Genomic DNA, 474 nt, shown 5'->3' with positions numbered 1-474 from the left:
GCCGGGGACGGCTCAGTGACCGTGGAGGTGGAGGGACTGGAGAGCCGGGTCACGCCCTTCCCCGTCACCGCGTCGAAGTACTCGGCCCTGTACCCGGTCAACGGCGGCGGCCTGGTGTGGCTGCGCTGGCCGATCTCGGGGGCGCTCGGCGAGACCTTCGCCAACCCCTCCGACACCAGCGGCAAGCCGACGCTGGAGCAATACGACATCTCCAAGGCCCGCAAGAGCGAACTCGCCTCCGGACTGGACTGGTTCGCGGTCAGCGGCGACGGCACCCGACTGGTGATCAACGACGACGGCGACCTGCGGGCCGTCCCCTCGACCGAGTCGGGCGACGGCGACTCCACCGTCTACCTGGACCTGCGGCGCATCCTGCACGAGGTGGACCCGGCGGCCGAGTGGCGTCAGGCGTACGAGGAGGCCGGCCGGCTGATCCGCGCCTACTTCTGTGAGGCCGACATGGGCGGCACCGAC

The 474-nt window shown here is 70.9% G+C and carries 1 pseudogene; it reads left to right on the top strand.

What is annotated here, in order from left to right:
• Window positions 1-474, top strand: a pseudogene (locus G3I71_RS47050) (peptidase S41); the annotation flags it as partial.

The sequence above is a fragment of the Streptomyces sp. SID12501 genome, assembly GCF_010550245.1.
Classification (GTDB): domain Bacteria; phylum Actinomycetota; class Actinomycetes; order Streptomycetales; family Streptomycetaceae; genus Streptomyces.
Note: the sequence above shows the minus strand (reverse complement) of the source record. Positions and strands in the feature narration are given on the sequence as shown.